Source organism: Mesorhizobium hunchu, from assembly GCF_040081975.1.
Lineage (GTDB): Bacteria > Pseudomonadota > Alphaproteobacteria > Rhizobiales > Rhizobiaceae > Mesorhizobium > Mesorhizobium hunchu.
On record NZ_JBEBMG010000001.1, the window covers coordinates 159,876 to 184,026 of the forward strand.

21 protein-coding genes are annotated in these 24,151 nt (G+C 65.1%); 15 read left to right on the plus strand and 6 right to left on the minus strand.

What is annotated here, in order from left to right; translation table 11 throughout:
- Positions 1-5 precede the first annotated feature (5 nt).
- Positions 6-704 (minus strand): DUF2270 domain-containing protein, encoded by a 699-nt coding sequence (locus ABMA46_RS00835; protein ID WP_348997392.1) that lies wholly within the window; start codon positions 702-704, stop codon positions 6-8.
- Between the two features lie 295 nt (positions 705-999).
- Here ABMA46_RS00835 and ffh point away from each other — a divergent pair, with 295 nt between their 5' ends.
- The 3 genes from ffh (at position 1,000) to rpsP (ending at position 3,404) form a co-directional block, all read left to right on the plus strand.
- Positions 1,000-2,613, plus strand: coding sequence for a signal recognition particle protein (gene ffh / locus ABMA46_RS00840; RefSeq protein WP_348997393.1), 1,614 nt, complete (start codon positions 1,000-1,002; stop codon positions 2,611-2,613).
- Positions 2,614-2,620: 7 nt separating this feature from the next.
- Positions 2,621-2,938, plus strand: coding sequence for a chorismate mutase (locus ABMA46_RS00845; RefSeq protein WP_348997394.1), 318 nt, complete (start codon positions 2,621-2,623; stop codon positions 2,936-2,938).
- 73 nt (positions 2,939-3,011) lie between these two features.
- Positions 3,012-3,404, plus strand: a complete 393-nt coding sequence (gene rpsP / locus ABMA46_RS00850) for a 30S ribosomal protein S16 (RefSeq protein ID WP_348997395.1) — start codon at positions 3,012-3,014, stop codon at positions 3,402-3,404.
- A 105-nt stretch (positions 3,405-3,509) separates the two neighbouring features.
- On the opposite strand, the gene ABMA46_RS00855 is transcribed toward rpsP, so the two are convergent.
- Complete coding sequence (locus ABMA46_RS00855) at positions 3,510-3,806, minus strand: YMGG-like glycine zipper-containing protein (RefSeq protein WP_348997396.1); 297 nt, start codon at positions 3,804-3,806, stop codon at positions 3,510-3,512.
- A 194-nt stretch (positions 3,807-4,000) separates the two neighbouring features.
- Here ABMA46_RS00855 and ABMA46_RS00860 point away from each other — a divergent pair, with 194 nt between their 5' ends.
- Complete coding sequence (locus tag ABMA46_RS00860; RefSeq protein ID WP_348997397.1) at positions 4,001-5,254, plus strand: D-amino acid dehydrogenase; 1,254 nt, start codon at positions 4,001-4,003, stop codon at positions 5,252-5,254.
- A gap of 163 nt (positions 5,255-5,417) precedes the next feature.
- Here the strand turns inward: ABMA46_RS00860 and ABMA46_RS00865 are convergent, their stop codons facing one another.
- Complete coding sequence (locus ABMA46_RS00865) at positions 5,418-6,197, minus strand: 3-hydroxybutyrate dehydrogenase (protein WP_348997398.1); 780 nt, start codon at positions 6,195-6,197, stop codon at positions 5,418-5,420.
- A gap of 98 nt (positions 6,198-6,295) precedes the next feature.
- The gene (locus ABMA46_RS00870) at positions 6,296-7,177 is read right to left on the minus strand and encodes a LysR family transcriptional regulator (protein WP_348997399.1); all 882 of its coding nucleotides are present in this window, start codon (positions 7,175-7,177) and stop codon (positions 6,296-6,298) included.
- Positions 7,178-7,354: 177 nt separating this feature from the next.
- On the opposite strand from ABMA46_RS00870, the gene ABMA46_RS00875 reads away from it, so the two are divergent.
- Positions 7,355-8,851: a CoA-acylating methylmalonate-semialdehyde dehydrogenase gene (locus tag ABMA46_RS00875; protein WP_348997400.1), complete on the plus strand. Its 1,497-nt coding sequence runs from the start codon at positions 7,355-7,357 to the stop codon at positions 8,849-8,851.
- Positions 8,852-9,040: 189 nt separating this feature from the next.
- Here ABMA46_RS00875 and ABMA46_RS00880 read toward each other — a convergent pair whose 3' ends face one another.
- On the minus strand, positions 9,041-9,442 hold the full coding sequence (locus tag ABMA46_RS00880; protein ID WP_348997401.1) for a DoxX family membrane protein: 402 nt from the start codon (positions 9,440-9,442) through the stop codon (positions 9,041-9,043).
- 130 nt (positions 9,443-9,572) lie between these two features.
- Positions 9,573-10,238: a GntR family transcriptional regulator gene (locus tag ABMA46_RS00885; RefSeq protein ID WP_348997402.1), complete on the minus strand. Its 666-nt coding sequence runs from the start codon at positions 10,236-10,238 to the stop codon at positions 9,573-9,575.
- A gap of 104 nt (positions 10,239-10,342) precedes the next feature.
- Between ABMA46_RS00885 and ABMA46_RS00890 the strand changes: the two genes are divergently transcribed.
- From ABMA46_RS00890 to pyc, 10 genes are all read left to right on the plus strand, one after another.
- A complete protein-coding gene (locus ABMA46_RS00890; RefSeq protein ID WP_348997403.1) occupies positions 10,343-11,254 on the plus strand; it encodes a dihydrodipicolinate synthase family protein in 912 nt (303 codons plus the stop codon).
- 147 nt (positions 11,255-11,401) lie between these two features.
- Positions 11,402-12,667 carry an NAD(P)/FAD-dependent oxidoreductase gene (locus ABMA46_RS00895; protein ID WP_348997404.1) on the plus strand — a complete coding sequence of 422 codons (1,266 nt, stop codon included), beginning with the start codon at positions 11,402-11,404 and terminating at the stop codon, positions 12,665-12,667.
- A gap of 29 nt (positions 12,668-12,696) precedes the next feature.
- Complete coding sequence (locus ABMA46_RS00900) at positions 12,697-13,698, plus strand: 4-hydroxyproline epimerase (protein WP_348997405.1); 1,002 nt, start codon at positions 12,697-12,699, stop codon at positions 13,696-13,698.
- A gap of 336 nt (positions 13,699-14,034) precedes the next feature.
- The gene (locus ABMA46_RS00905; RefSeq protein WP_348997406.1) at positions 14,035-14,937 is read left to right on the plus strand and encodes a branched-chain amino acid ABC transporter permease; all 903 of its coding nucleotides are present in this window, start codon (positions 14,035-14,037) and stop codon (positions 14,935-14,937) included.
- A 2-nt stretch (positions 14,938-14,939) separates the two neighbouring features.
- Entirely contained in the window at positions 14,940-16,328 is a 1,389-nt protein-coding gene (gene livM / locus ABMA46_RS00910) for a high-affinity branched-chain amino acid ABC transporter permease LivM (RefSeq protein ID WP_348997407.1), read from the plus strand.
- Complete coding sequence (locus ABMA46_RS00915) at positions 16,328-18,058, plus strand: ATP-binding cassette domain-containing protein (RefSeq protein ID WP_425475668.1); 1,731 nt, start codon at positions 16,328-16,330, stop codon at positions 18,056-18,058. Before livM ends, ABMA46_RS00915 begins: the two co-directional genes overlap by 1 nt.
- Entirely contained in the window at positions 18,058-18,786 is a 729-nt protein-coding gene (locus tag ABMA46_RS00920) for an ABC transporter ATP-binding protein (RefSeq protein WP_348997408.1), read from the plus strand. Before ABMA46_RS00915 ends, ABMA46_RS00920 begins: the two co-directional genes overlap by 1 nt.
- A gap of 18 nt (positions 18,787-18,804) precedes the next feature.
- Complete coding sequence (locus ABMA46_RS00925) at positions 18,805-19,152, plus strand: DUF6867 family protein (protein ID WP_348997409.1); 348 nt, start codon at positions 18,805-18,807, stop codon at positions 19,150-19,152.
- A gap of 137 nt (positions 19,153-19,289) precedes the next feature.
- Positions 19,290-20,408, plus strand: coding sequence for a branched-chain amino acid ABC transporter substrate-binding protein (locus ABMA46_RS00930; RefSeq protein ID WP_348997410.1), 1,119 nt, complete (start codon positions 19,290-19,292; stop codon positions 20,406-20,408).
- A 196-nt stretch (positions 20,409-20,604) separates the two neighbouring features.
- The gene (gene pyc, locus ABMA46_RS00935; RefSeq protein ID WP_348997411.1) at positions 20,605-24,063 is read left to right on the plus strand and encodes a pyruvate carboxylase; all 3,459 of its coding nucleotides are present in this window, start codon (positions 20,605-20,607) and stop codon (positions 24,061-24,063) included.
- The last annotated feature ends 88 nt before the right edge of the window (positions 24,064-24,151 follow it).

Sequence of the window (24,151 nt, forward strand, 5' to 3'; positions counted from 1 at the left end):
ACCGCTTACACATGCACCTCGCCGAACCCGCCTTCGTCCTTGTCGTCGAGCGAGCGGCGGGCGGCGACGAGGAGCCAGAGGTAGAAGACCGCCACGCCGAGCACCACCGCCCAGCCGGGGATGGGGCCGAGCCGCGCGTTGAGAACCACGTCGCTCCAGGAATGCACCAGCGTCAGGCTCGCTCTGTCGTCCTGCAGCCGCGGCGTCGATATCTTCAACACCCAGGCCAGCAGCAGGATCAGGAACATCCAGATATAGTTGCGCCTGAGCCGGCGCGAATGGGCGTCGGCGTAGGAGATGAAGAATTTCGGCTCGCGCAGGTTCTGGCCGACGATCTGCAACCAGTTGGCGGAGAAATCCTGAACCGGCGAGAAGATCTGCGCGAAATAGTGCCGCTCGAACTGGCGCACCCGGTAGCGGTAGACGTCGAAGAAGCGGTAGCGGCGCGCCTCGATCATCAAAAGCAGATAGACGAGAACCATCGCGAACAGCAGCACACCGTGATGCGAGGACGGCGTTGACAGCGAGACCGAAAGCAGCGCCGCCACCACGGTGATCGCCCAGTTGGAGGTCTGGTCGATGCGCTCGCGCCAGCCGGCCATGCGGCCGATCTCGGCGCGATAGTAATGCACCATCGCGGTGACCGTCTCGGAATGGCTCGACGGCAGCAGGGACGGCTGGATTTTTGTCTGTTCCTCAGCCATGCCCTGTCTCCTCCGCTTCATCCCGTCGCACTATAGCATAGCGCGGATTCAGGGTTTGGCTTGACTTGGCGGGCGATTTCCTGTCTACACGCCGCGACTTTCCGCGACGAACCTCTCGCGAAAGCCGACCGGGACGCCCCTTGAGGGCTTTTCACGATCCCGGAGGCCAACATCCGGCAGCGCGATGCGCCCCCGGGTGCTTTTTGGTTTTGGGCTTTGCCCGTCGGTTTTGCTTGGACCTTCGGCGCGAAGGCACTACCTCTCGGGTTTTCATCCCGAGACCGAAGGAAGATGAATGTTCGAGAGCTTACAGGAACGCCTTGGCTCCATATTGAACGGCCTCACCGGCCGCGGCGCGCTTTCGGAGGCTGATGTCTCGGCGGCGCTGCGCGAGGTGCGCCGTGCGCTGCTGGAAGCCGACGTCGCGCTGGAAGTGGTGCGCTCGTTCACCGACAAGGTACGCGAGAAGGCGGTCGGCGCGGCGGTGCTGAAGTCGATCAAGCCCGGCCAGATGGTGGTCAAGATCGTTCATGACGAGCTGATCGCCATGCTGGGCGAAGAGGGCGTCGCCATCGACTTGAACGCGCCGGCGCCGGTCGTCATCATGATGGTCGGCCTGCAGGGTTCCGGCAAGACAACCACCTCCGCCAAGATCGCCAGGCGCATGGGCGACCGCCAGGGCAAGAAAGTGTTGATGGCCTCGCTCGACACGCGCCGCCCGGCCGCGCAGGAGCAGTTGCGCCAGCTCGGCGAGCAGGTGAAGGTGGCCACGCTGCCGATCGTCGCCGGCCAGACGCCGGTCGATATCGCCAAGCGCGCCGTCCAGGCGGCCAAGCTCGGCGGCCACGACATCGTCATCCTCGACACCGCCGGCCGCACCCATATCGACGAGCCGCTGATGGCCGAGATGGCCGACATCAAAAAGGTCTCGTCGCCGCACGAGATCCTGCTGGTGGCGGATTCGTTGACCGGCCAGGATGCGGTCAATCTGGCGAAAAGCTTCGACGAGCGTGTCGGCATCACTGGTCTCGTTCTGACCCGCATGGACGGCGACGGCCGTGGCGGCGCCGCCCTTTCCATGCGCGCCGTCACCGGCAAGCCGATCAAGCTGATCGGCACCGGCGAGAAGATGGACGCGCTGGAGGAGTTCTATCCCAAGCGCATCGCCGACCGCATCCTCGGCATGGGCGACATCGTCAGCCTCGTCGAGAAGGCGGCAGAAACCATCGACGCCGAGCAGGCGGCTGCGATGGCCAAGAAGATGCAGTCGGGCAAGTTCGACCTGAACGACCTCGCACAGCAGCTTCAGCAGATGTCGAAGATGGGCGGCATGGGCGGCATCATGGGCATGATGCCCGGCATGGGCAAGATGAAGGACCAGATGGCGGCCGCCGGTCTCGACGACCGCATGTTCAAGCGCCAGCTCGCCATCATCTCCTCGATGACGAAGGCCGAGCGCGCCAATCCGGACATGCTCAAGCACAGCCGCAAGAAGCGCGTCGCCGCCGGCTCCGGCACGGACGCGGCCGAGATCAACAAGCTGCTCAAGATGCACCGCTCCATGGCCGACATGATGAAGGCGATGGGCGGCAAGGGCAAAGGCGGCGGCATGATGCGCGCGGCCATGGGCGGCCTTGCCTCGAAGATGGGACTTGGCGGGCTCGCAGGCGGCATGATGCCCGGAATGGGGGGAATGCCGGACCTGTCGAAAATGGACCCGAAGCAGCTCGAGGCGTTGAAGAAACAGGCGGAAGCCGCCGGTCTCGGCGGGCCGGGCGGTCTGCCGAAAGGGCTTCCAGGCGGGCTGCCGGGCCTGGGCGGCAGTGGTCTGCCGGGCCTTCCCGGAGGCATGAAGCTGCCCGGCATCGGCGGCCCCGGCGGGCTGCCCGGTCTCGGAAAGAAGAAGTGAGGGGCGCATGAGCAAGGAGACGGACATGGAGGATGCGAAAAAGGTCCTCGCCGGATATCGTGCCTCGATCGACAATTTCGACGCCATCCTGATCCACACGCTGGCCGAGCGCTTCCGTTGCACCCAGGCCGTCGGCGTGTTGAAGGCCACGCACAACCTGCCGCCGGCAGACCCGAACCGCGAGGCCGAGCAGATCGAGCGGCTGAGACGGCTCGCCAGGGAGGCCCATCTCGACCCGGACTTCGCGGAGAAGTTCCTCAATTTCGTGATCAAGGAAGTGATCCGTCATCACGAGCAGATCGCCGCCGACAAGAACGGCGGATGACCGAAACCCCGGCCGAACAACCCGAAGGCCGGCGATATCAACCTACCAATTGCGACATTCCAGGAGACATGAAATGGCATTGAAGATCAGACTGGCCCGCGCGGGCTCGAAGAAGCGCCCCTACTACCACATCGTCGTCGCCGACGTGCGCTCGCCGCGCGACGGCCGCTTCATCGAGGCGGTCGGCGCCTGGAACCCGCTGCTGCCGAAGGACGGCGAGCGCGTCAAGCTCGACGAGGAGCGCGTCAAGCACTGGCTCGCGCATGGCGCCCTGCCGACCGACCGCGTGCTGCGCTTCCTTGACCAGGCCGGCATTTCCAAGCGCGACGCCCGTAGCAACCCGACCAAAGCGCAGCCCGGCAAGAAGGCGCAGGAACGCGCTGCGCTGCTGGCCAAGGCCCAGGAAGATGCAGCGGCCGCCGCCGCCGAGGCAGCCGCGGCTCCGGCCGAGGCAAGCGCCGAGTAAGGTCTGGCGCCACCGACGGCGGCAAGCCACCTCGGTCAATCGTTGGATCAAAAAGAAAACCGGGCGTTCATGCGCCCGGTTTTCCTTTTTGCGAAACTGCCGACATCAATACCCGCGATGATGGCGGTGACGACGCCAGTCGTAGTCGCGCGGGCAATCCGCGACATAGGTCCGGCCATAGCGTCCGCGATAACGGCACTGGCCGCTCTCGGTGGCATTGCCGATCAGCGCGCCGGCAACCGCGCCGACCGCACCGCCGAGGACCGCGCCCTCGACCGGATCGCCGGCAACCGCCGCACCCACGGCCGCGCCGCCGAGGCCGCCGACGGCCGCGCCCTGTTCCGTCCGCGAGCATGCGCCGAGCGCCAAGCCCATCGCCGCGATGAGTATCAGTTTCTTCATGGTGGTTCCTCTCGAATCTGTCACCCCGTCGATCCTCAAACGCCTGAACCGCGGATTCGATCCATTCGGCGAACGATGCCACTGTGCCAGACACGGCGGAACCGTTGGCTGCCTCTTGGCCGCGCACCCGAAATCCGGCAGGGAAGAGAGGACCGGCCAGCGTGACGGCCGGGATCTGGTGAAGGAAGATTGCGATGAAGATCCTCATACTGGGCAGCGGCGTGGTTGGTGTCACATCCGCCTGGTATCTTGCCGAGGCTGGCCACGAGGTGACGGTCCTCGATCGTCAGCAAGGCCCGGCGCGGGAGACGAGCTTCGCCAATGCCGGCGAGGTGTCGCCCGGCTACTCCTCGCCCTGGGCAGGCCCCGGCGTGCCGATCAAGGCGATCAAATGGCTGACCATGAAGCACGGACCGCTGGTCATCCGGCCCCTGGCCGATCCGGCCATGTGGTCATGGGTCTTCAGGATGCTTACGAACTGCACGGCCGGACGCTATGCGCTCAACAAGTCGCGCATGGTGCCGCTGGCCGAATACAGCCGTGATGTTCTCAAGGCGCTGCGCGCCTCCGCCGGCATCGCCTATGACGAGCGCGCGCAGGGCACGCTCCAGCTCTTCCGCAAGCAGAAGCAGCTCGACGGCATCGGCGGCGACGTCGAGGTTCTGAGAGAGTACGGCGTGCCGTTCGAGGTCCTCGACCCCGCGGGCTGCATCGCCGCCGAACCGGGACTGGCCTCGGTGCGCGAAAAATTCGTCGGCGGGCTGCGTCTGCCGGGCGACGAGACCGGCGATTGCCAGATGTTCACCACCAGGCTGGCCGAGATGTGCGCCGCGCGCGGCGTGACCTTCGAATACGGCACGACCGTCGAGGCGATCCGCACCGAAGGCGGCAGGGTCACCGGCGTCTCTACCAGCGCGGGCGAGCGCACAGCCGACGCCTACGTCATGGCCATGGGCCCCTATTCGCCGCTGTGGATGCGCCGGATCGGCCAGCCGATCCCGGTCTATCCGATCAAGGGCTATTCGATCACCGTACCGATCACGGACGCCGGCAAGGCTCCGGTCTCGACAGTGATGGACGAGACCTACAAGGTCGCCATCACCCGTCTCGGAGACCGCATCCGCGTCGGCGGCACCGCCGAGATCGCCGGCTACGACCTGAAGCTGCGCGCCGCCCGCCGTGCCACCCTCGAGCATTCGGTGACCGACCTTTTCCCCGGCAGCGGCGACGTCAGAGCGGCCACCTTCTGGTGCGGCCTGCGGCCGATGACGCCGGACGGCCCGCCGATCATCGGCCCCTCGAAATACGCCAACCTCTACTTCAACACCGGCCACGGCACGCTCGGCTGGACCATGTCCTGCGGTTCGGGACGGGTGCTGGCCGACATCGTCTCCGGCCGCAAGCCGGACATCGACGTCAGCGCGCTTGGCGTGACGCGCTACGGCTAAAGCAATTCCAGCAAAAGGGCGCAGCGGTTTTGCGTCCGGAATTGCGTAAGAACAAAAGGATAGAGCATTGAAGGCGATTCTGTCTTCGCCGGAAATGCTCTAGAACACCGGACTGAAGGACGGATTCCGGCTTTCAGAAAAATCCGATGCTCGATAAAGGCGGCTATTGCACCGTCCAGCCGCCATCGATGGAGATGGCCGCGCCGGTGATAGAGCGGGCCATGTCGCCGGCCAGGAACACGGCGAGCGCCGCGACTTCCTCGATAGCGACGAAGCGCTTCGTCGGCTGCGAGGCCAGAAGCGCCGCCTTCGCTTCCTCCTCCGAGACGCCGCGCGTGCGCGCCTGGTCGGGGATCTGCCTTTCCACCAGCGGCGTCCACACATAGCCGGGGCAGATGGCGTTGACGGTGATGCCGAACGTCGCCAGTTCCAGCGCCGTCGTCTTCGTCAAGCCGGCAATGCCGTGCTTGGCCGCCACATAGGCCGACTTGAAAGGCGAGGCCACCAGCGCATGCGCCGAAGCGATGTTGATGATGCGGCCGCCGCCGCGCGCCTTCATGCCGGGAATGACCGCCTTGCTGGCGTGGAAAGCCGACGACAGGTTGATCGCCAGGATGGCGTTCCACTTCTCGACCGGGAATTCCTCGATCGGCGAGACAAACTGGATGCCGGCGTTGTTGACCAGCACATCGACGCTGCCGAAAGCTTCCTCGGCGCCGGCGACCATCGCGTCGATCTCGTCCGGCCTGGTCATGTCGGCCGGGGAATAGGCGACGTCGACCGAAAATTCCTGCGCCAGTCCCAGCCGCAGCGCCTCTATCTCGGCCATGTCGCCGAAGCCGTTCAGCACGACGTTCATGCCCTGCGCGCAGAAGGCGCGGGCGATGCCCAGGCCGATGCCACTGGTGGAGCCGGTGACGATTGCGGTGCGTCTCGTGTTCATGATGGACCTCGCTGCCGATGCGCCCGAACCGGCGCTCACGGTCTTTATAGGACAGTGTTCGGGTTTGTGCGCCGCAACAGAAACCGGCGCGGGTTGGCTCAGGTGAAGAGCTGGCGGTCCTGCTCGACGCGCAGGGCGATGAAATCCGCCACCGTGTGGATGCGCGGAATGCCGCGCATGGATTCATGATAGACCAGCCAGTAGGCGCGGCGGATCGGCGCCACACCCTCCACCGCCACCAGTTCCGGCATGGCCCGCGCGATGAAGGTGTGCAGGATGCCGATGCCGGCGCCGGCGCGCACCGCCTCCGCCTGGCCGAGCGCCGAGGAGATCATGAAGCCGGCGTCCCAGGCGGGCGAGAATTCCTCCGCATAGTCCAGCGACGGCGAAAACACCAGGTCGGGCACGTAGCCGACCAGCCGATGGCTCGCCAACTCCCGCCTCTCCTGCGGCAGGCCATGGGTGGCCGCGTAGCTCTTCGCGGCGAACAGGCCGAGCGAATAATCGACCAGCTTGACGGCGACCAGCCTGCCCTCGGCGGGCCGCTCGGTGGTGATGGCGATGTCGGCCTCGCGCCGCGACAGGGAGAAGGAGCGGGGCACCGGCACGAGCTGCACCTTCAGTTCCGGATGCTGCTCGACCAATGCGCCGAGGCGCGGCGCCAGATAGCTGACGCCGAAGCCGTCCGGCGCGCCGACCCGCACCGTGCCGGAAACCTGCCCGTCGCCCTCGGCAAGTTCGGCGCGGGCGGCGAGCATGTCCGCTTCCATCCTTTCGGCGATCACCAGCAGCCGCTCTCCCGCCGGCGTCAGTTCCGAACCGGTGGTGAGGCGCCGGAACAGTTTCGTCCTGAGCGCTTCCTCGAGCGCCGCGACGCGGCGCGACACGGTGGCATGGTTGAGCGAAAGCCGCCTGGCCGCGCCGAGGATCTGCCCGGCCCGGGCTACGGCAAGGAAGATGCGGACATCGTCCCAGTTCATGATCGGCCGGCTCCCTTACAAAGGCCGAACGTTCCACGGCGCGCTATCTATGCGCCAAATGAAGACGATTTCAATCTTGTTCGTTGTTTTGCGCACATCGGCTCACCATCCGCTCGCATTGCATTTCACCCGGGAAGGGCGACAATGGCGGCGAATAGACCTTTAGGGAGCGAAACCATGATCGAGTACGGACATTTCATCGGCGGCAAGCAGGTCGCCGGCACGAGCGGACGCAAGCAGGATGTCATGCAGCCGTTGGACGGCTCGGTGCGCGCCACCGTGGCGCTGGCGTCGAAGGACGAATTGCGCAAGGCGGTCGAGAACGCCAAGGCCGCGCAGCCGGCCTGGGCCGCCACCAACCCGCAGCGGCGCGTGCGCGTCCTGATGAAGTTCCTCGAACTGGTGGCGCGCGACAACGATGCGCTTGCCGAGCTTCTGGCGCGCGAGCACGGCAAGACCATCCCCGACGCCAAGGGCGACATATTGCGCGGCGTCGAGGTGGTCGAGTTCGCGCTCGGCATCCCGCATCTGATGAAGGGCGAGTTCACCGAGGGCGCCGGCCCCGGCATCGACATCTTTTCCGTGCGCCAGCCGCTCGGCGTCGTCGCCGGCATCACGCCCTTCAACTTCCCGGCGATGATCCCGATGTGGAAATTCGCGCCGGCGATCGCCTGCGGCAACGCCTTCATCCTGAAGCCCTCCGAGCGTGATCCGGGCGTGCCGATGAAGCTGGCCGAACTGATGACCGAGGCCGGCCTGCCGGACGGCATCCTCAACGTCGTCAACGGCGACAAGGAGGCGGTCGACGCCATCCTCGACGATCCGGACATCAAGGCGGTCGGCTTCGTCGGCTCCTCCTCGATCGCCGAATACATCTATGCGCGCGGCTGCGCCACCGGCAAGCGCGTGCAGTGCTTCGGCGGCGCCAAGAACCACATGATCATCATGCCCGACGCCGACATGGACCAGGCGGTCGATGCGCTGATCGGCTCGGGTTACGGCGCGGCCGGCGAGCGCTGCATGGCCGTCTCGGTCGCGGTTCCGGTCGGCAAGGCAACCGCCGACAGGCTGGTCGAGAAGCTCATCCCGCGCGTCGAAAGCCTGAAGATCGGCCCGTCCACCGACCCCGCCGCCGATTTCGGCCCGCTGGTGACCGCCCAGGCGCTTGAGCGCGTCAAGAACTATGTCGATATCGGCGTCAAGGAAGGCGCCAAGCTTCTGGTCGACGGGCGCGGCTTCAAGATGCAGGGCTACGAGAACGGCTACTATATGGGCGGCTGCCTGTTCGACGACGTGACGCCGGACATGCGCATCTACAAGGAAGAGATCTTCGGCCCGGTGCTGTCGGTGGTGCGCGCGCATGATTTCGAGGAGGCCCTGCGGCTTCCCTCCGAGCACGAATACGGCAACGGCGTCGCCATCTTCACTCGCGACGGCGACGCCGCGCGCGAGTTCGCCGCACGCGTCAATGTCGGCATGGTCGGCGTCAACGTGCCGATTCCGGTGCCGGTTTCCTACTACACCTTCGGCGGCTGGAAGCGGTCGGGCTTCGGCGACCTCAACCAGTACGGGCCGGATTCGGTGCGTTTCTACACCAAGACCAAGACGGTGACCCAGCGCTGGCCCTCCGGCGTCAAAGAAGGCGCCGAGTTCGCCATGCCGACGATGAAGTAAATTTCAACTTCGGCGCATGAATGCGAAGGCCGCGGATGTTCCGCGGCCTTTTTGCTTTTTTCGAGCTGCGCCCGCGTCCTGGTTTTCGGATCACCGGCGCCGCCTCTCACCTGCCTGCCGGCATCCTCGCCCCATCGTTTACGGAAAGAAGAGTAAGGGCAGTATCGACGGTCAAGATTCGAGGCCGCATTATTTCCAGATCAGTCCCGCCTTCATCGCCAGCTTTCCGCCCGGACCGTGCACGGCCGCGAACAGCAGCCCCGCCAGGAAAGTAAAGTGGTCGACGAAGAAGCCGAACTCGGCCTGGTTGCCCTGCCAGTGCGACGGACCGTGGAAGGCGACAGCCAGGAAGATCACATAGACGCCAGCCAGCAGCGCCGCCTCGGAGAAGAAGGCACCGCTCAGGAAGGCAAGCACGAGCGCGACCTCGAAAAGCGCCGCCAGCCAGGCGAGCAGTAGCGGGAACGGGAAGCCGGCGGCGGCGATGTAATCGGCTGTCGCCTGCATACCGGCGAACTTGAAGCCAGCGGCCATCGCGAAGATGGCGGCGAAGATCAGTCTTGCGACGATGACGGCGATGGTCTTGCCCATGATGAATCCTCTCCTCCGATCATGCCGGCAGGTCGCCGGCCTGATTGAAAGACGCGGCAGCGGGCGCGCAGCCGACAATGCTTGCAGGATTTTTCCGCGAACACGGGAATCCGCCGGGCGGACAGGCCGCTCACCGCATCGCCGCCGCCTGCGCGTGCAGGCGCAGCAGCGACATCAGCCGATCGGCCTGCTCGCCGGCCTGGTCCTCGTCCTTTTCGAGGATGGCGCGGATGAGCGCGACGTGATTTGCGGCCGATTCGGCCAGCCCGGTGCCGCTCTGGAACCGATACCAGAAGCGGCGGCTGTGCGTTTGCAGCGGCGCCGCCACCCGCGCCGCGAAAGAATTGTCGGCGGCGCGCGCCAGCGCCTCGTCCAGCGACTTGTCCGCTTCCAGGAAGCCGAGCACGTCCTTGGCGATCACCGCCTCGTGCATGGCGACGCCCGTCGCCTGGAAATGCACCGCCGTCTCGTCGGTGAGGAAGCGCGCGGCCGAGCGGGCCAGCACCATCTCCACGCCGCGGCGCGCATCGATGACGCGCAGCCAGTCGCCGGCATTGAGCGGCGCCACGACGATGCCGGCGCGCGGCCGCACTTCCAGCAGTCCTTCCCAGGTCAGCCGCTGGATCGCCTCGCGCACGGGGGTACGGCCGAGCGACAGACGCTCGATCAGCACCCGCTCGGTGACGACAGCGCCGGGCGCCAGCTCGAGCGTGACGATCAGCTTTTCCAGCACGCGGTAGGCCCTGGCGCTGGCCAGCTCCGCCGTCTGCTCCCGTTCGGTCGTCAATGCGTCCAATAGTTCGCCTCCATCTGCCGAAATTTGATATATCAGCCCGCTCCACCGCTTGACAATTTAATTCGCCGCAGATATACCTCTGATATATCAGATGGAGACAAGCCATGTGGACAGGCGTTTTTCCCGCAGTCACCACCAAATTCACCGAAGACGACCGGCTTGACCACGCCGAGATGGAGCGCTGCTTCGCGCTGCAGATGGAAGCCGGCTGCGACGGCATCATCGTCGCCGGCTCGCTCGGCGAAGGACCGATGCTCAGCCAGGACGAGAAGATCGACGTGCTGAAGACGGCGCAGAAGGTCGCGGGCAAGAAGCCGGTCCTGCTCACCATCAACGAGCCGGGCACCCGCGAAGGCGCGGCGATCGCCAGACGCGCCGCCAAGGAAGGTGCCGACGGGCTGATGATCGTGCCTTCGCCGATCTATCACACCAACCCCCAGGAAACCGTGGCGACGCTGAAGGCGATGGCCGCTGCCGGCGGCCTGCCGGTGATGATCTATTCCAACCGCGTCGCCTACCGCGTCGACGTCACCGTCGAGGTGATGGAGGAACTGGCCAACGATCCGCTGTTCGTGGCGATCAAGGAATCGTCCGACGACATCCGTCGCTCGACCGAGATCATCAACCGCTTCGGCAACCGCTTCGACCTGTTCACCGGCGTCGACAACCTCGCCTTCGAGGCGCTGTCGGTGGGCGCCATCGGCTGGGTGGCCGGGCTGGTCACCGCCTTCCCGAAGGAGACGGTGGCGATCTACCGGCTCATGAGAGAGGGCCGCCGCGAGGAGGCACTCGCCATCTACCGCTGGTTCCGGCCGCTGCTCGACCTCGACGTCTCGACCTATCTGGTCCAGAACATAAAGCTGGCGGAAGTGCTCGCCATCGGCACCAATGACCGCGTGCGCGCCCCGCGCCAGCCGCTGACGGGCGAGCGCCGTGCGCAAGTGGAGAAGATCGTACGCGACGCGCTGGCGGTGCGGCCGGAACTACCCAAGCTCGATCTGGCGAAGGCGGCATAAGCAGCGGGTATCACATATGAATTTACCCCCACCCCTTACCCCTCCCGTCAAGGGGGAGGGGAATCTCCAGCGTCTCAGAATCCCCCTGCCCCTTAAGGGGAGGAGTAAGGGGTGGGGGTATGACTTCTCTGACACCGGCGGTCCAGCATGACCGACGCGCCGAAATCGCATGTCGCTGTCGTCGGCGCCGGAATCGTCGGCATCTGCACAGCAGCGAACCTCGCCGAGGCAGGCTATTCCGTCACCGTCTACGACCGCACCGGCATCTGCGAGGAAACCTCGTCGGGCAACGCAGCCGCGCTTGCCTTTCCCGATCCGCTGCCGCTGGCGCACAAGGGCATGCTGAAGAAGCTGCCGCGCTGGCTGATGGATCCGCTCGGACCGCTGACCATTCCGCCGGCCTACCTGCCGAAGCTGGCGCCATGGCTGATCCGCTTCATGCGGGCGGGCGACCCGCGCAAGTTCGACGCCGGCCTCGCCGCGCAGGCCGCGCTGATGCGGCTGGCCGAGGAAGAATGGGCAGGCCTCGCCGCGCGCGCCGGCGCCGAGGGCATGATCAGCCATGAGGGCGCCATCGACCTCTACGAAGGCGAAGCCGAATTCAAGGCGTCCCTGCCCGGCTGGGCCGCGCGCGACCGCTTCTCCATTCCCTACGAGCACGTCTCGGGCGCCCGGCTGACCGAACTCCAGCCGGGTCTTTCACCCCGCTTCACCCACGGCACCTTCATGCCGACATGGAAGACCGTCGCCGACCCGAAATTGTTCGGCAAGGCGATCTGGGCCTATGCCGAAAGCAGGGGCGCGCGGTTCGAGAAGCGGACCGTAACAAGCGCGAGCACCGCTCCGGCCGCAGGCGCCAGCGCCGGCGTGGAGATCGCCTTCGCCGGCGGCGGCACGGCGCATGCGGACAGGCTCGTCATCTGCGCCGGGGCATGGTCGCATCATCATGCTGCCGGCTTCGGAGACCGCATCCCCCTCGAAACCGAGCGCGGCTACAACACCACCCTGCCTGTCGGCGCTTTCGATCTCAAAAGGCAGCTCACCTTCGTCGGCCACGGCTTCGTCGTCAGTCCGCTCGTCACCGGCCTGCGTGTCGGCGGCGCGGTGGAACTGGCCGGGCTGAAGCGGCCGCCGAACTACGCCCGCGCCCGCGCCATGCTGGAAAAGGCAAGGCAGTTCCTACCGGGCCTGAAGACCGAGGGCGGGCGCGAATGGATGGGCTACCGTCCATCGCTGCCGGATTCGCTTCCGGTGATCGGCGCGTCACGGCGCGCGCCGAACGTTTTCTACGCCTTCGGCCACGGTCATCTCGGCCTCACCCAGTCCGCCGCGACGGGGCGGCTGGTGTGTGACATGATTTCAGGGAAAAGACCGGCGATCGACCTTGCGCCGTTCAGCCCGCAACGCTTTTAGTATTCGCTCAGCTCTCGGGTCCAGCCACCATGTCGCGCCATACCTTCACTTGCATCGACGGCCACACCTGCGGCAATCCCGTCCGCCTCGTGGCGGGCGGCGGGCCGCGCCTGAACGGCGCGACCATGATGGAGCGCCGCGCGCATTTCCTCGCCGAGTACGACTGGATCCGCACCGGCCTGATGTTCGAGCCGCGCGGCCACGACATGATGTCGGGCTCGATCCTCTACCCGCCGACGCGCGACGATTGCGACGTGGCGATCCTGTTCATCGAGACCTCCGGCTGCCTGCCGATGTGCGGTCACGGCACCATCGGCACCGTCACGATGGCCATAGAGAACGGGCTGGTGAAGCCGAGGACGCCGGGCGTGCTCCATCTCGACACGCCGGCCGGTCTGGTGAAGGCGGAATACAAGGAGGTCGATGGCTTCGTCGAGGAGGTACGCATCACGAACATACCCTCCTTCCTCTACGCCGAGGGCCTGACGGTGGACTGTCCCGTGCTGGGCGAGATTGTCGTCGATGTCGCCTATGGCGGCAACTTCTACGCCATCGTGGAAAAGCAGAAGAACTATTCCGACCTGGCCGATCATTCGGCCGGAGACCTGATCGCCTGGAGCCCGGTGGTGCGCCAGCGGCTGAACGAGAAATACGAATTCGTCCACCCGGAGAGCCCCGGCATCAACCGCCTGTCGCATATGCTGTGGACGGGTGCGCCGAGGGATCCGCAAGCCCATGCGCGCAACGCCGTGTTCTACGGCGACAAGGCGATCGACCGCTCGCCCTGCGGCACCGGCACGTCGGCACGGATGGCGCAGCTGCGCGCCAAGGGCAGGCTGAAGGCGGGCGACGAATTCGTGCATGAATCGATCATCGGCTCGCTGTTCAAGGGCCGCGTCGAGAAGGACGTGAGCGTCGGCGACAGGCCCGCCATTGTCCCGTCGATCGGCGGATGGGCGAGGCAGACCGGGTTCAACACCATCTTCATCGACGACCGCGATCCGTTCGCGCATGGCTTCGTGGTCAAATAGGAAGAATTCGCCGAATTGAGGCGGGAAAACAGGGGCTGACACCTCGTCTCAAGAGCGCAATCTTTCGTCTGGACAGGTTTGTTTCCCGGCGGAATCTTCGAAAACGCGTTTCGTTTTCATGGGAATCATCAAAGACATTGCGTTGTGCCAATGATAGGGTCCGCGATGGTCCATCGGGGTAGCCGGGTAAGAAGCGGTCGATTGGAAAGGTGGTTCAATTTCGCGCGAGCCGCGCGAAAAATCACGTTGCAATCCGGGCTCGAAACCTTAGGACTAGGGGAAATACCAAAAAGGACGCGTCCAGCCGGACGACGTTCCAGGGGAGCATTGTAGAATATGCAGTACTTCGTTCAGCAAGTGATCAACGGGCTGACGCTGGGGTCGATCTACGGATTGATCGCGATCGGCTACACGATGGTCTACGGCATCATCGGCATGATCAACTTCGCCCACGGCGACCTCTTCATGGTCGGCGCCTTCATCGCCCTGATCGTTTTCCTCATCCTCACCTCGCTGTTCTATTCGGTGCCCGTCGTGGTGGCGCTGCTGATCATGATGATCGTGGCGATGCTTCTGAGCGGCCTCTACAACTGGGTGATCGAGAAGGTCGCCTACAGGCCGCTGCGCGGCTCTTTCCGGCTGGCGCCGCTGATCACCGCCATCGGCATGTCGATCGCTCTGTCGAACTTCGTGCAGGTCACGCAGGGCCCGCGCAACAAGCCGATCCCGCCGATGGTCAGCCAGGTTTACAACATCGGCGGCGTCAGCGTTTCGCTGAAGCAGATCATCATCGTCGTCGTCACGGCAGTGCTGCTCGCGATCTTCTGGTACATCGTCAACCGCACGCCGCTGGGGCGCGCGCAGCGCGCCTGTGAGCAGGACCAGAAAATGGCGGCGCTGCTGGGCATCGACGTCGACCGCACTGTCTCGCTCACCTTCATCATGGGCGCAGCCCTTGCCGCCGTCGCCGGCACGCTGTTCCTGATGTATTACGGCGTGGTCGCCTTCTCGGACGGATTCGTCCCGGGCGTGAAGGCCTTCACCGCGGCGGTGCTGGGCGGCATCGGCTCGCTTCCGGGTGCGGTGGTCGGCGGACTGCTGATCGGCTTCATCGAGAGCATGTGGTCGGCCTACTTCTCCATCGACTACAAGGACGTCGCCGCCTTCTCGATCCTGGCCATCGTTCTGATCTTCCTGCCCTCCGGCCTTCTCGGTCGGCCCGAAGTCGAAAAGGTCTGAGCATGACCGCCACCGTTTCCGCTTCGCGCGAAGCCGCCAACCCTGTCGCGCGCGCCGTGCGCGAGGCGCTGTTCGCCGGCGTCGTCTCGTTCGGCATGTTCGTTCTGCTGATCGGGCTCAAGACCGACCAGAACATCCGCAACGAACTGGTCCTGGTGCCACGCTGGGGGCTGCTGGCCGCCGTGGTGGCGCTGACCATGCTCGGCCGCTTCCTCTATGTCGGCTTCATTGCGCCGGCGATGGAGCGGGCCAAGGCCGAGCGGGCCAAGGCGCCCGTCGTCGTCAAGGAGCCCGGCTTCATCCGCCGCAACTCCAACAAGATCGGCATCCTCATCCTGTTCCTGTTCCCGGTCGTGGCCGTGTCGCTGGTCGGCCTGCAGGGATCGCTGAAATGGGTCGACAATTTCGGCATCCAGATTCTCATCTACGTCATGCTGGCCTGGGGCCTGAACATCGTCGTCGGCCTCGCCGGCCTGCTCGACCTCGGCTATGTCGCCTTCTATGCCGTGGGTGCCTATTCCTATGCGCTGCTGGCCTCGCACTACGGTCTGTCGTTCTGGATCCTGTTGCCCTGCGCCGGCATCATGGCTGCGATGTGGGGCGTCATCCTCGGCTTCCCCGTGCTCAGGCTGCGCGGCGACTATCTCGCCATCGTCACGCTGGCCTTCGGCGAGATCATCCGCATGGTGCTGGTGAACTGGCGCGTCGTCACCAACGGCTCCGCCGGCATCTCCAGCATTCCGAAAGTGTCTTTCTTCGGCCTGATGTCCTTCAACGTCAGCGACCCGAACTACATCGCCAAGGTGATGGGCTGGGCGACATCGGGCGTCTACTACAAGATCTTCCTCTATTATCTCATCCTGCTTTTGTGCCTGCTCACCGCCTTCGTGACGATCAGGCTGCGCCGGTTGCCGGTGGGGCGGGCGTGGGAAGCGCTGCGCGAGGACGAGATCGCCTGCCGCTCGCTCGGCATCAACACCACCACCACCAAGCTGACCGCCTTCGCCACCGGCGCCATGTTCGGCGGCTTCGCGGGCTCCTTCTTCGCCGCCCGCCAGGGCTTCGTCAGTCCCGAATCCTTCGTCTTCCTGGAATCGGCGATCATCCTCGCCATCGTGGTTCTGGGCGGCATGGGGTCGCTCGGTGGCATCGCCGTGGCGGCGGTGGTGATGATCGGCGGCACCGAGATCCTGCGCGAACTGCAGTTCCTGAAGGTGATCTTCGGGCCGGACTTCACGCCCGAACTCTACCGCATGCTTCTGTTCGGCATGGCCATGGTCATCGTCATGCTGTGGAAGCCGCGCGGCTTCGTCGGCTCGCGCGAACCGACAGCCTTCCTGAAGGAACGCAAGGCCGTCTCCGGCTCCTTCACCAAGGAGGGCCACGGCTGATGAACGCGAGCACGACCACTTCGGTGACACCTATGTCCACGACCGACGCGTCCATGACCGACACCATCCTCAACGTCGAGCACCTGTCGATGAAGTTCGGCGGCCTGGTCGCGATCGGCGACTTGTCTTTCCAGGCCAGGCGCGGCGAAATCACCGCGCTTATCGGCCCCAACGGCGCCGGCAAGACGACGGTGTTCAACTGCATCACCGGCTTCTACAAGCCGACCGAGGGCATGATCACGCTCAACCGCCGCGACGGCTCCAGCTATCTTCTAGAGCGGTTGCCGAACCACGAGATCCCGGCGCGCGCCAAGGTGGCGCGCACCTTCCAGAACATCCGCCTTTTCTCCGGCATGACGGCGCTGGAAAACCTCCTGGTGGCACAGCACAACAAGCTGATGAAAGCCTCCGGCTACACCTTCCTCGGCCTGTTCGGCTTCTCCTCCTACCGGCAGGCATCGGCCGAATCCATCGAGCTCGCCAAGCACTGGCTGGAAAAGGCCGAGCTGATCGATCGCGCCGACGACCCCGCCGGCGACCTGCCCTACGGCGCCCAGCGCAGACTGGAAATCGCGCGCGCCATGTGCACCGGGCCTGAACTTCTGTGTCTCGACGAACCCGCCGCCGGCCTCAATCCGAAGGAGTCGCTGGCGCTCAACACGCTGCTGATGGACATCAAGAACAACACCGGCACCTCGATCCTGTTGATCGAGCACGACATGTCGGTGGTCATGCAGATTTCCGACCATGTCGTCGTGCTGGAATATGGCCGCAAGATTTCCGATGGGGATCCCGAAGCCGTACGCACAGATCCGAAGGTCATCGCCGCCTATCTCGGCGTCGACGACGAAGAGGTCGAGGACGTACTGACGGAAGTCGGCGACGACGAGGTCATCGAGCAGCTCGATACCGGCCCCGATGCCGGGCACGGGCCGGGAAGTTCCGCGTCCATGATGGCCGGGCCGATCTCCGACTCGGTGGAGCATGGCGACGAGGGCGAGCGCGTCACCGTCTCGAAAGGCGCCTCGCGCGCCGCCCAGGTCGAGGCGCGCCAGCGCCGGGTTGCCGGGGAAAACACCGCAGCGGCCGCCGCAAAACCGGCGGCGGCGCCCAAGGCCGGCGCGCGCAGCAAAGCTTCCGCCCAGTCCAGGGCAAGCCGATCGAAAGCCGCGTCCGGAGCCGCAGCGGCCGCGCCGAAGACGAAATCAGCGGCGCCCGAGGCAGGCGCGCCCACGACAAGGGCGCCAGCCAGAGCCTCTAATGCCGCAAGGTCCGCCGGAACGTCATCGAAGCCGGCCGCGGCGAAGACACCAGCCCGGAAGACTCCGGCTCGGACGGCGCCGGCGACCGGAGCCCCGGCGAAGACGGCCGGTCTCTCCAACCGCCTCGCCGCGCCGCGTGGCGGACGGCCCGACAATCTCACCCGCATCAAGGGCATCGGCTCGGTCAACGAAAAGAAGCTCAACGAACACGGCATCTTCCATTTCGACCAGATCGCGGACTGGAAGAAGGCCGACGTGACGCTCGCCGAAACCTATCTCGCCTTCGACGGGCGCATCGCCCGGGAGGAATGGGTGAAGCAGGCGAAGCTTCTGGCTAAAGGCAAGGAGACCGAGTTCTCGAAGCGCGTCGATGCCGGCAAGGTCGCGACAAGCCACGCGTCCGCCCGTGCGGCTGCCGGGAGACGAACCGCCAGGCCCGCGGCAGGTAAGCGCGGAGGGCGTAAGTGATGGCCGGTCAAACGCTCCTCGACGTCAGGGACGTCCACACCTATTACGGCAACATCCGGGCGCTGAACGGCGTCAATGTCGAGGTCAAGGAAGGCGAGGTCGTCGCGTTGATCGGCGCCAACGGCGCCGGCAAGTCGACGCTGATGATGACTATCTTCGGCAAGCCGCAGGCGCGGACCGGCACGATCACCTTCGCCGGCACCGACATCACCAAGCTGCCGACCCATGAAATCGCGCGTCTTCGCATCGCCCAGTCGCCGGAAGGCCGCCGCATCTTCCCGCGCATGACGGTGATGGAAAATCTCCAGATGGGCGCCAGCCTCGACAACCTCAAATATTACAACGAGGACGTCGAGAAGGTGTTCACGCTGTTCCCGCGCCTCAAGGAACGCATCGGCCAGCGCGGCGGCACGCTATCGGGCGGCGAGCAGCAGATGCTGTCGATCGGCCGCGCCCTGATGGCCCGCCCCAAGCTGCTGCTGCTCGACGAGCCGTCGCTGGGGCTGGCGCCGCTGATCGTCAAGCAGATCTTCGACGCGATCGGCGAATTGAACCGCACGCAGGGCCTGACGGTTTTCCTGGTCGAGCAGAACGCTTTCGGCGCGCTCAAGCTGGCGACCCGCGGCTATGTCATGGTCAATGGCAACGTCACCATGAGCGGCACCGGCAAGGAACTGCTCGCCAATCCAGAAGTGCGCGCCGCCTATCTCGAAGGCGGCCATCATTGAGACGGGGAGAGTGAAGCCATGCAGGGTATCCTCCATGAAGAAGGCTCGATCTGGCAGTTCCTCTTCATCACCGTCCTCCTGGGCGGCGGCGCGGCCTGGCTGACGGGCAAGGCGGCCGCGCAGACCTGGCGCAGTCCCACCGTGCTTTTCTTCTACCTGCTCGGGCTCGGCCTGGCCGTGCGCTTCATCCACCATGCGCTGTTCGACGGCACCATGTTCTCCCTGCACTACTATATCGTCGATACGATCGTGCTGATGATACTGGGCTTCCTCGGCTACCAGTACACACGCACCGAGCAGATGGTGACGCAGTACAATTGGCTTTATGAACGATCTTCCTTGTTGAGCTGGAAGTCAAAAGGCTGACGTTCATGATTAACGCCGTTTTCGGGACGAAACGGCGTGACAACGGCCCGGAAATGGGCAAACTGACCTTTCTGCGATAAGGGTGGGCATCGCATGAAAGCATCATCCACGCCCACTCCGTAAATGGGAGCGTATCAATGAAGAAATCACTCTTGTCGGCCGTGGCCCTGACCGCGCTGGTCGCGTTCGGTAGCAGCGCGTGGGCCGACGTCCTGATCGGCGTCGCCGGCCCGGTTACGGGTCCGAACGCCGCCTATGGCGCGCAGTTGCAGAAGGGCGCCGAGCAGGCCGTGGCCGACCTCAACGAGGCCGGCGGCATGAACGGCGAGAAGATCGTCCTTTCGGTCGGCGACGACCAGGCGGACCCGAAGCAGGGCATCTCCGTCGCCAACAAGTTCGTCGCTGACGGCGTCAAGTTCGTCGACGGCCACTTCAACTCGGGCGTCACCATTCCGGCCTCCGAGGTCTATGCCGAGAACGGCATGCTGATGGTCACGCCGGCAGCCACCAATCCGCAGGTGACCGAGCGCGGCATGTCCAACGTGTTCCGCATCTGTGGCCGCGACGACCAGCAGGGCGCCATCGCCGGCAAGTACATCGCCGACAACTTCCCGGACGCCAAGGTCGCGGTCATCCACGACAAGACGCCTTACGGCCAGGGCCTCGCCGACGAGACCAAGAAGGCGCTGGAAGCCAACAACCATCCGGAAGTCATGTATGAAGGCGTGAACCCCGACGACAAGGACTTCTCGGCCCTCATCGCGAAGATGAAGGAAGCCGGCGTGAACCTGATCTACTGGGGTGGCCTGCATCCGGCAGCCGGCCTGATCATCCGCCAGTCGCACGACCAGGGCCTGAACGCGATCCTGTTCTCGGGCGACGGCATCGTCTCCAACGAGTTGGCCGCGATCGCCGGCGACGCCGTCATCGGCACGCTGAACACCTTCGCGCCCGACCCGCGCAACAATCCGAACGCCCAGGAAGTCGTGGAGAAGTTCCGCAAGGCCGGTTTCGAGCCGGAAGCCTACACGCTCTACTCCTATGCGTCCGTGCAGGTGATGGTCGAGGCGGCCAACAAGGCCGGCTCGAACGATCCCGCCAAGGTCGCCGAGACCCTCAAGAAGGACGGCCCGTGGAAAACGGTTATCGGTGACCTCAGCTTCGACGAGAAGGGCGACACCACCGGCAACAACTACGTCATCTACGAATGGAAGAAGGGCGACGACGGCAAGATCGGCTACTTCGAAAAGAAGTAAGCCACACCGTTTCGTTCAAGAATCGAAGCCCGGCGCCCAGCGCCGGGCTTTTTTCATGCCGTCGGGCACCAAGCCGGCAAAGGCGAATTGAAGTCGATTTCAATCGGTTGAATTGATGCAATGTATTTTTGGTTGCGCTGCAGCATTTTCCCGTTATTCATGAGCCTCCTCAACATTACGCTACGGGAGCGCGTTCTTGGCCATCAGCAAGATCCTCGTCGCCAACCGGTCCGAAATCGCCATCCGCGTCTTCCGCGCGGCGAGTGAACTGGGCATCAAGACCGTGGCGATCTGGGCCGAGGAAGACAAATACTCGCTGCACCGTTTCAAGGCGGACGAGAGCTACCAGGTCGGGCGCGGGCCATGGCTGGCGAAGGACATGGGGCCGATCGAGAGCTACCTGTCGATCGACGAGATCATGCGGGTGGCGAAGCTCTCCGGCGCTGACGCCATCCATCCCGGCTACGGGCTACTCTCGGAAAGCCCCGAATTCGCCGAGGCCTGCGCCGAAAACGGCATCACCTTCATCGGCCCGAAGCCGCAGACGATGCGCCGGCTGGGCAACAAGGTCGCTGCCCGCAACCTGGCGATAGAGGTCGGCGTGCCGGTCGTGCCGGCCACCGATCCGCTGCCGGACGACATGGAAGCGGTGAAGAAACTGGCCGAGCAGATCGGCTACCCGGTCATGCTCAAGGCGTCCTGGGGCGGCGGCGGACGCGGGATGCGCGCCATCCGATCCGAAGCCGACCTCGCCCGTGAGGTCAACGAGGGCAAGCGCGAGGCGAAGGCCGCCTTCGGCAAAGACGAGGTCTATCTCGAAAAACTGGTCGAGCGCGCCCGCCATGTCGAGGTGCAGGTGCTGGGCGACACCCACGGCAACGTCGTGCATCTGTTCGAGCGCGACTGCTCGATCCAGCGCCGCAACCAGAAGGTCGTGGAGCGCGCGCCGGCGCCGTATCTCACTGACGCGCAGCGCCAGGAACTGTGCGGCCACGCGCTGAAGATCGCCCGCGAGACGGACTATGTCGGCGCCGGCACCGTCGAATTCCTCATGGATGCCGACACGGGAAAATTCTACTTCATCGAGGTCAATCCGCGCATCCAGGTCGAGCATACGGTGACCGAGCAGGTGACCGGCATCGACATCGTCAAGGCGCAGATCCATATCCTGGACGGCGCCGCGATCGGCACGGCGGAGAGCGGTGTGCCGGCGCAGGACGGCATCCGTCTCAACGGCCATGCCCTGCAGTGCCGCATCACCACGGAGGACCCCGAACAGAATTTCATCCCCGACTACGGCCGCATCACCGCCTATCGCGGGGCGACCGGCTTCGGCATCCGTCTCGACGGCGGCACGGCCTATTCGGGCGCCGTCATCACCCGCTACTACGATCCGCTGCTGGAGAAGGTGACGGCCTGGGCGCCGACGCCCAAGGAAGCAATCTCGCGCATGACCCGCGCCCTGCGCGAGTTCCGCATCCGCGGCGTGGCCACGAACCTGACCTTTCTGGAAGCGATCATCAACCACCCGGCTTTCGCCGACAATTCCTACACGACCAGGTTCATCGACACGACGCCGGAACTGTTCAGCCAGGTCAGGCGTCAGGACCGCGCCACCAAGCTCCTCAACTATCTGGGCGACGTCACCGTCAACGGCCATCCCGAGACGCGCGGCCGGCCGAAGCCGAATCCGGCCGCCGCAGCACCCGTTATCCCCTGGTTCACCGGCCCGGTCCCCGACGGCACACGCCAGCGGCTCGACGCGTTCGGGCCGGAAAAGTTCGGCCAATGGATGCGCGCGCAGAGAGAGGTTCTGGTTACCGACACGACGATGCGCGACGGCCATCAGTCGCTGTTGGCGACGCGCGTGCGCACGCACGATATCGCCGCGATCGCCGGCACCTACGCGCGGGCGCTGCCGCGACTGCTGTCGCTCGAATGCTGGGGCGGCGCGACCTTCGACGTCGCCATGCGCTTCCTGACCGAAGACCCGTGGGAGCGGCTTGCGCTGATCCGCGAAAAGGCGCCCAACATCCTGTTGCAGATGCTGCTGCGCGGCGCCAACGGCGTCGGCTACACCAACTACCCGGACAACGTCGTGCAGCATTTCGTCAGGCAGGCGGCCGCCGGCGGCATCGACCTGTTCCGCGTCTTCGATTGCCTGAACTGGGTGGAGAACATGCGCGTCGCCATGGACGCGGTCGGCGCCGAAGGCAAGCTGATCGAGGCGGCGATGTGCTACACCGGCGACATCCTCGACCCCGACCGGGCTAAATACGACCTGAACTACTATGCCGGGCTGGCCAGGGAACTGGAAGCCGCCGGCGCCCACATCATCGCCGTCAAGGACATGGCAGGCCTCTTGAAGCCCGGCGCGGCGCGCGTCCTGTTCAAGGCGCTGCGCGAGGCGACCGACCTGCCGATCCATTTCCACACGCACGACACGTCCGGCCTGTCGGCGGCGACGGTGCTCGCCGCGGTGGAGGCAGGCGCCGACGCCATCGACGCGGCGATGGATTCTTTCTCGGGCAACACCTCGCAGCCCTGCCTGGGCTCCATCGTCGAAGCGCTGAAAGGCACCGACCGCGATCCGGGTCTCGACCCCGAATGGATCAGGAAAATCTCCTTCTACTGGGAGGCCGTCCGCAACCAGTACGCCGCTTTCGAGAGCGATCTGAAGGGACCCGCTTCGGAAGTGTACCTGCACGAGATGCCGGGCGGCCAGTTCACCAATCTGAAGGAGCAGGCGCGCTCGCTCGGGCTGGAAACGCGCTGGCACGAGGTGGCGCAATCCTATCACGACGTCAACCTGATGTTCGGCGACATCGTCAAGGTCACGCCGTCCTCCAAGGTGGTGGGCGACATGGCGCTGATGATGGTGAGCCAGGACCTCGCCGTCGCCGACGTCGAGAACCCGGCCAGGGACATCGCCTTCCCGGATTCGGTCGTCTCCATGCTGCGCGGCGATCTCGGCCAACCGCCGGGTGGATGGCCTGAGGCGCTGCAGAAGAAGGCGCTCAAGGGCGACAAGCCCTATACAGTGCGGCCGGGCTCGCTGCTCGCACCGGCGGATTTGTCAAAAAGCCGCAAGGAGATCGAGGAGAAACTGGGACGAAGCCTCTCCGAATTCGAGTTCGCCTCCTGGCTTATGTATCCGAAGGTGTTTTCCGACTTCGCCGCCGCGCAGGAAACCTACGGCCCGGTCAGCGTGCTGCCGACCCTGACCTATTTCTACGGCATGGACCAGCAGGACGAAATCTTCGTCGATATCGAGAAGGGCAAGACCCTCGTCATCCGCTGTCTCGCCATCGGCGACGTCGACGACAAGGGCATGGTCACCGTCTTCTTCGAGCTCAACGGCCAGCCTCGGCGCGTCAAGGTGCCGGACCGCGTGCACGGCGCTTCCGCCGCGAAGGCACGGCGCAAGGCCGACGCCGGCAGCGATGCCCAGGTCGGCGCGCCGATGCCGGGCGTGGTGTCGGGCGTCTCGGTCGTGGCCGGCCAGACGGTCAGGGCCGGCGACGTACTTTTGTCGATCGAAGCCATGAAGATGGAAACGGCGCTGCATGCCGAGCGTGACGGCACGATCGCCGAAGTGCTCGTCCATGCCGGCGACCAGATCGACGCCAAGGACCTGCTGGTCGTCTATGCCTGAAGCAGCGGGCCGAAAAGCTGGCCCGCTACAGTGCGACTCGCTTGGCCAGGTTCACGTGCCGCACTGCAAGCCTTTGTTTTCGCATGAC